General features: G+C 72.6%; 3 protein-coding genes. 1 reads left to right on the forward strand and 2 read right to left on the reverse strand.

Annotated features, from left to right (window positions below; translation table 11 throughout):
- Both FJ309_17170 and FJ309_17175 read right to left on the reverse strand, forming a co-directional pair.
- A partial coding sequence (locus tag FJ309_17170; protein MBM3956305.1) for a hypothetical protein occupies nt 1-1902 on the reverse strand: 1902 nt, incomplete at its 3' end.
- Nucleotides 1899-2669, reverse strand: coding sequence for a DUF1080 domain-containing protein (locus FJ309_17175; GenBank protein ID MBM3956306.1), 771 nt, complete (start codon nt 2667-2669; stop codon nt 1899-1901). The genes FJ309_17175 and FJ309_17170, both read right to left, overlap by 4 nt.
- A gap of 39 nt (nt 2670-2708) precedes the next feature.
- Between FJ309_17175 and FJ309_17180 the strand changes: the two genes are divergently transcribed.
- Nucleotides 2709-4117, forward strand: a 1409-nt coding sequence (locus FJ309_17180; protein MBM3956307.1) for a penicillin acylase family protein, incomplete at its 3' end; no start/stop codon positions are given.

A 4117-nucleotide genomic window follows, 5' to 3' on the forward strand; every position in this document is an offset into this window, starting at 1 on the left:
CTGTTCGCCCGCCCCGCCGGGGATCGCCAGCAGCGTCCGCACCACTTCCTGGCGCCAGATCGACTCGTCGCCGAGGACGGTGCCGGCCGCGTATTGGTCGGTGGCGAGGAGGTCTTCGGGCGCGGCGGCAAACGAGCCGTCGGCGGCGAGCCGCACCGCGACCGCGGGGGACGGCGAGACGACGATGAACGGATCGGCGCCGTCGGCGGCCGGCGGATACCCGCCGACCTCGACCCGCCCCGTGACGCCGTCGGCCGTGAACCGCGCCCGGGCCACACCCCGCGCGAGGCTCTCCGCGCCGCCGAGCCACACCCGGTCGATGCTCGCGGCGTGGGTCGTCGTCTGGCTGACCTCGAGCCGGTCGTCGTCGCGGAACAGCAGCCGGCCCGCGAGCGCCCCGCGCTGGGCGCGGGGGTAGGTCCAGTGGCGCTGCTCTCCGACCCACTCGACCGGCCGCGACGCGGTGTCGTAGACGGCGGCGAGGCCGTCGACGTTGGCCTCGGCCGTCCGCGGCGCCACCCGGACCAGCTCGGTCGACGCGATCTGCGCCGGCACTCCCTCGCTGCGTTCCCGCGCCACCGTGAGCATCGCCCCGGTCGCCAGCGCCGCCAGGAGCGGCACCGCCACGCCGATCGCCGCCAGCGCCCCCCGCGCGAAGAGCAGCGCCGTCACCGCCACGAGGGCGGCACCGAACCCGCCGAGCACCCACGCCGCCAGCGCCCGACGCGGCACCGTGGCCCCGACGCGCTGCTCGAGCTCGCGCGGCAAGCGCCCGGGATCGAGCCGGCCGGGGCGCAGCCGGAACAGCTTCCCGGCGAGCGTGCGGAGGCTCTCCGTCGGCTGCTTGCCGTCGGCCGTGAGCCAGCCGCGCGGGCCGAGCGCCGTGATCACCACCTCCCCCTGGCCATAGGGCACGACGATCGCCGCCGGCCAGCCGCCGACCCGCGCGATCACGTCGGGATGCGACGTCACGACGCGCACCAGCTCGACGGGCAGGTCGTGCGCGCAGCGATCGGCGATCGGGCTGCCGTCCTCGCGGACGCCGTCGATGACGAAGTCGTCGAGCTCGACGCGGTCGACGATCTCGAGGCGGCAGTCGTCGCCGAGCAGCAGCGCCACCGTCTCGGGGCGGACCGCGTCGAGCGCCAGCCAGATCCGCCCGCCGTCGCGGACCCAGCCGCGGAGCGCCGCAGCGCCGGCGGTGTCGGCCGCGATCCGGTCGCTGGCGACGAGGATCTGGTCGAGCCCGCGGAGCGCCGACGGCCACGGCGGGAGAAAATCGTCGGCGAGGTCGGAGAGGGTCGTCGAGAGCTGCACCGCCTGCCGCGCGGCGGTGAGCGTCGTCGTCCACTGGTCGGAGCGCGCCGAGACCAGCGCCGCGTCGTCGAGGACCTGGCGGTCGAGGTAGGTCGCGGTCCTGACCGGCTCGTCGCTGATCCGCAGGAGGTCTTCCGACACGAAGCCGGTGCCCCCGTCCGACCGCGACAGCCGTTCGTCGCCGCTGCCCCCCTCGACCGTGATCACCGACATCGGCATCGTCGTCCGCCCCGCCGGCACCTCGGCGGGGATGCGCACGGGCAGCCAGGTCATCCGCTCGCCGCGCGCCGGCACCCACACGCGGCGCGCGAACTGCCGCCCATCGCCACCGGGAAACGAGACGACGATCGTCGCCTCGCCGTCGGTGGCGGTGCGGTTGGTGGCGAGGATGTCGAGGACCGACCACCCGCCGGGCACGTGCTTGAGCCGCGACGAGGCGTAGATCTCGATCCTGTCTTGGGCGGCGGCGGAGCCGAGTGCGACCAGCCACAGGCCGGCGGCGAGCCACCGCGCGCGCAACGCCCGCGACCGCGGCACCGGCACCGGGATCGGCGCGTGCGAAACGTAGGCCGGCTGACCGCTCATTGCCCGCTCTTTCCCGCGTCGGCGCCTGCCGTCGCCAGGCGGATGTTGCGGAACTCGGCCCACATCGGCTTGCCGGCGTGGAGCTGCAGCGCCATGACTCCCTCGGAGAGGAGTGTGTCGGGGCCGTCGGTGAAGTCGAGGATCAACCGGCCGTTGAGATAGTGCCGGATCCGCGGGCCGCTGGCGATGATCACCACGTCGTTCCAGTCGTCGAGCCGAAACAGTGTTGCAAATGCCTCCTGGTCGACCAGGTCGGCCGCCGCCACCTCCTTGCCACCTGCCCCCCACGTGGCGCGCTCGCCGACGAGGCAGATCCGCCCGCGCTTCCCCCCTTCGTCGTAGATGAAGCCGGCGACGTTGGGCAGCGTGGTTTCGTTGCGCAGCTCGTGCTGGTAGCCGCGGACGACCCACTTGTTTTTGGCGCTCGAGTCGGTGATGTGGCGCGAGCGGTATTGGATCCCGGAGTTGTTGGCGGCGTTGCAGCGGAACGACAGCCGGAGGTCGAAGTCGCGGACCGTCCCCTCGTTCCAGATCAAGAACGTATTGCCCGTGGCGACGTTCTCCGCGGTGGTCTCGCCATGGATCACGCCGTCGCGCACGCTCCACAGCCGCCCGTCGCCATCCCAGCCGGCGAGGTCACGGCCGTTGAACAGCTGCCGCATCCCGGCCGGCTCTGCAGGGGGCGCCTGGCCCGGCGACTGTGCCAGCGCCACGACCCCGCCCCAGGCCACGCCGAGGCATGCCGCGCACACGAACGAAACCCGCATTGCCGTACCCCCGCACTTTTTCCGTGGCCAAAGCCCTCCATGGCCTTTGTCCACTCAGGCGACCGCGGGAAACGCCAAAGGGTTTCCCAGGTCGCCGTCGGCCGCATCCGGCGGCCGATCACGTTGGCCACGGGATCCTGCTCCCCCGCGCGTGATTCCGCGGCGAGTATAGCGACCGGCGCTCGGGCGTGCGGGGCGGGGCCGCGCCGTCTCTCTCCGCATCAAAACTCCGCCGGGTGTTTGTCAGCCGGCGGCTTCCGGCGACAATGCGCGGCCGGTGGTCGGGTTGGGAACTGTTCGTTCCGCATGGAGGATTCCACGATGGCGGCGGCACGCTCGACGGCGGGGCAGGGGGGATGGCTGGCCGGTGCGCTCGCCGGTGCGGTGGCGCTCGTGCTGATCGCGCCGGCACTGCGGGCAAGCGCCGCCGACGCCACGCTTCACCGCGACACCTGGGGGGTGCCCCACGTGGTCTCCGATTCCGAGGCCGCCGGCCTCCATGCCCTCGGCTACGCCCAGGCCGAAGACCGCCTCGCCGACATCTACCTCGCGATCCGCACGGCCGTCGGCCGGATGGCGGAGGTCCAGGGGCCGCGGCTCCTCGAGCAGGACTACATCATGCGCCTGGCGCGCAACGACACGCTCCACGCCGACTACCTCGCCACCAAGGCCCCGGCGCGGCTGCGGGAAAACGTCACCGCCTTCACCGCCGGGATCCGCCGCTACATCGCCGAGCATCCCGGCGAGGCGGCCGACGTGGCGATCGACGTCGAGCCCTGGCACGCCCTGGCGATCGGCCGGGCGATGATCCTCCGCTGGCCGATCGGCACGATGATGGACGACCTCAAAAACGCCGACAAGCGCGCCCAGCCCGCCGCCGGCAGCAACCAATGGGCCGTCGCCCCGGCGCGGAGCGCCGACCGTTCGGCGATCCTTCTCTCCGATCCGCACCTCACCTGGGAAGGGCTGGCGGTGCTCTACGAAGCCCGCGTCCACGCCGGCGACCTGCACATGGCGGGCTTCTGGCTGATCGGCTCGCCGATGCTCGGCATCGGCCACAACCGCCACACCGGCTGGGCGCTGACCACCGGCGGCCCCGACACCTCCGACGTCTACCGGATGAAGTTCCGCCTCGCCCCGCGCCCCGAATACGAATACGACGGCCAGTGGAAGCCGGTGACGATCGAGTCGTTCACGATCCCCGTCCGCGGCAGCGACCCGGTCACGCGCCCCGCCTTCTACACCCACCTGGGCCCGGTGATCTCCACGCCCGACATGGCCAGCGGCACGGCATATGTCGGCGCCTCCCCCTATTTCGACCAGACCGGCCTGTATGAACAGTTCGACACGATGGCGCGGGCCCGCAACGTCCACGAGTTCAACGCGGCGCTGGCGATGCACCAGTACAACGAGCAAAACGTGATGTGCGCCGACGTCGACGGCAACAT

The sequence above is a fragment of the Planctomycetota bacterium genome (assembly GCA_016872555.1).
GTDB lineage: Bacteria > Planctomycetota > Planctomycetia > Pirellulales > UBA1268 > F1-20-MAGs016.